This is a genomic window from uncultured Porphyromonas sp. (genome assembly GCF_934359325.1).
GTDB lineage: Bacteria > Bacteroidota > Bacteroidia > Bacteroidales > Porphyromonadaceae > Porphyromonas_A.
Genome location: NZ_CAKRLH010000260.1, coordinates 1 through 1,893, shown reverse-complemented (window position 1 = coordinate 1,893; position 1,893 = coordinate 1). Strand labels below are relative to the sequence as shown.

At 54.4% G+C, this 1,893-nt stretch carries 2 protein-coding genes and 1 tRNA gene; all 3 read left to right on the top strand.

Annotation, left to right across the window (positions count from 1 at the left end):
- The 3 genes from Q0F21_RS07580 (at position 1) to Q0F21_RS07570 (ending at position 1,728) form a co-directional block, all read left to right on the top strand.
- A tRNA-Asp gene (locus Q0F21_RS07580) sits at positions 1-74 on the top strand.
- Positions 75-186: 112 nt separating this feature from the next.
- Positions 187-723 (top strand): DUF4199 domain-containing protein, encoded by a 537-nt coding sequence (locus Q0F21_RS07575; protein WP_297238784.1) that lies wholly within the window; start codon positions 187-189, stop codon positions 721-723.
- A gap of 57 nt (positions 724-780) precedes the next feature.
- Positions 781-1,728 (top strand): glycosyltransferase, encoded by a 948-nt coding sequence (locus Q0F21_RS07570; RefSeq protein WP_297238786.1) that lies wholly within the window; start codon positions 781-783, stop codon positions 1,726-1,728.
- Positions 1,729-1,893 lie beyond the last annotated feature (165 nt).

Here is a 1,893-nt window from a genome sequence, read left to right as displayed (position 1 = left end):
GGTGCGGTAGTTCAGCTGGTTAGAATGCCTGCCTGTCACGCAGGAGGTCACGGGTTCGAGTCCCGTTCGCACCGCAGGAGAAGTAATAAGCCTTTGATGGGTTTGTTACTTCTTCTTTTTTTTTGTCTTAGCGCTGCCTGCTACATTAATTGGTACCTTTGTCTCTCACTACGTCGATGATACCAAATGGATCCGGATAATAAGGACACACAGAAAAAGCGTCTCGCCCGAAGCTTCCTGCAGGCGATGATGTGGAGCGGGCTACTCGTCGGTATGGGCTTCGTGGCTCAGGCTGTCGGGATGCTCTTCTACAAGCAACCCCTTTTCTCTACACTCTTCCTTACGGGTGGGCTGATCCTGATCCCGGTTCTGCTGACGCAGGAGCTGCGGAAGTATCGTCTGATCGTATTTGGAGAGCAGCTGTCCTACTCCCGCTGTGTCACTGTGATGGGAGTGATCTACCTCTTTGCCCTGATCGTGGCGACGCTGGCTTACCTACTGGTCTTTACTTACCTCTTCCGAGATCCTACGTTTGTCAGCTATATGGAGCAGAGTATCGAGCTCGCGGGGCAGATGCTGGGCAGCGAGGCGGATCGCGAGGTGCTTCTGGAGTCCTATCGGAGAATCACGCCCGCACTGATGACGAGAGGGGTGATCTCGCTCTCCTTTACCCTCGGGACGCTCTATATCTTCATCGCCTCGATCTTCCTCCGTAGAGGCTGATTATCGGTATCTTTGTCCCTCTACTATACCTATATGTCTCAAGAGAAGAATTACCCCATAGACTTGTCGATCGTCATCCCGCTCTATAATGAGCAGGAGTCCCTCCCTGAGCTTCACGAGTGGATCACCCGTGTCGTCACGGAGATGGGGATCACGTATGAGATCATCTTTATCGACGATGGAAGTATCGATCGCTCCTGGGAGGTCATCGAGCGGCTCCATGCGGAGGATCCGCATGTCCGGGCGATTCGCTTTGCTCGCAACTACGGGAAGTCGCCCGGTCTGCAGACGGGATTTGAGCGCGCTGCAGGTGCCGTCGTCATCACGATGGATGCCGACCTGCAGGACTCTCCTGATGAGATCCCCGAGCTCTATCGGATGATCCGTGAGGAGGACTACGACGTGGTGAGTGGGTGGAAGAAGAAGCGGTATGACCCGCTCTCCAAGACCGGTCCCACGAAGCTCTTCAATGCCACCGTGCGCTTCTTCTCAGGCATCCCGCTGCACGACTTCAATTGTGGACTCAAGAGCTACAAGAATGAGGTGGTGAAGCACATCGAGGTCTATAACGACATGCACCGCTATCTCCCCTACATGGCGAAGATGGCGGGGTACGGCAAGATCGGCGAACTGGTGGTCCATCACCAGCCTCGCAAGTATGGGAAGACAAAGTTTGGCATGGACCGATTTGTCAACGGCTACCTCGATCTCCTGGTCCTCTGGTTTATGGGCACCTTTGGTCGCAAGCCGATGCACTTCTTCGGTCTCTGGGGTAGCGTCATGTTTTTCCTGGGACTGATTGCCCTCCTCTGTGTCCTCGGATCGAAGCTTTACTCCCTATACCACGGTATCCCCGCCCGATTAGTGACCGATCTGCCTGCTTTTTACCTCTGTCTCCTGGCTATCGTGCTGGGGGTCTTGCTCTTCCTCACCGGATTCCTCGGTGAGCTCATAGCCCGGCAAAGTCCCGGACGAAATACCTATGCCCTACGTGATGAGATCTAAATTACTTACCCTCTCCCTACTTATCCTTCTTGCTGGTTGTAATCGCGGGGAGGGGACGTTTTATCGTGAGACAGGAGAGCGCTTTACCACCTACTACACCGTGACCTATCGTGCCGAAGAGCCCCTGGCTGAGCAGATAGACTCGACGATGGATGCCTTCAATGC

What these genes read in the sequence shown, in the direction of transcription:
- Q0F21_RS07575 (WP_297238784.1), top strand. Translation starts at nt 187, where the DNA reads ATGGATCCGGATAATAAGGACACACAGAAAAAGCGTCTCGCCCGAAGC.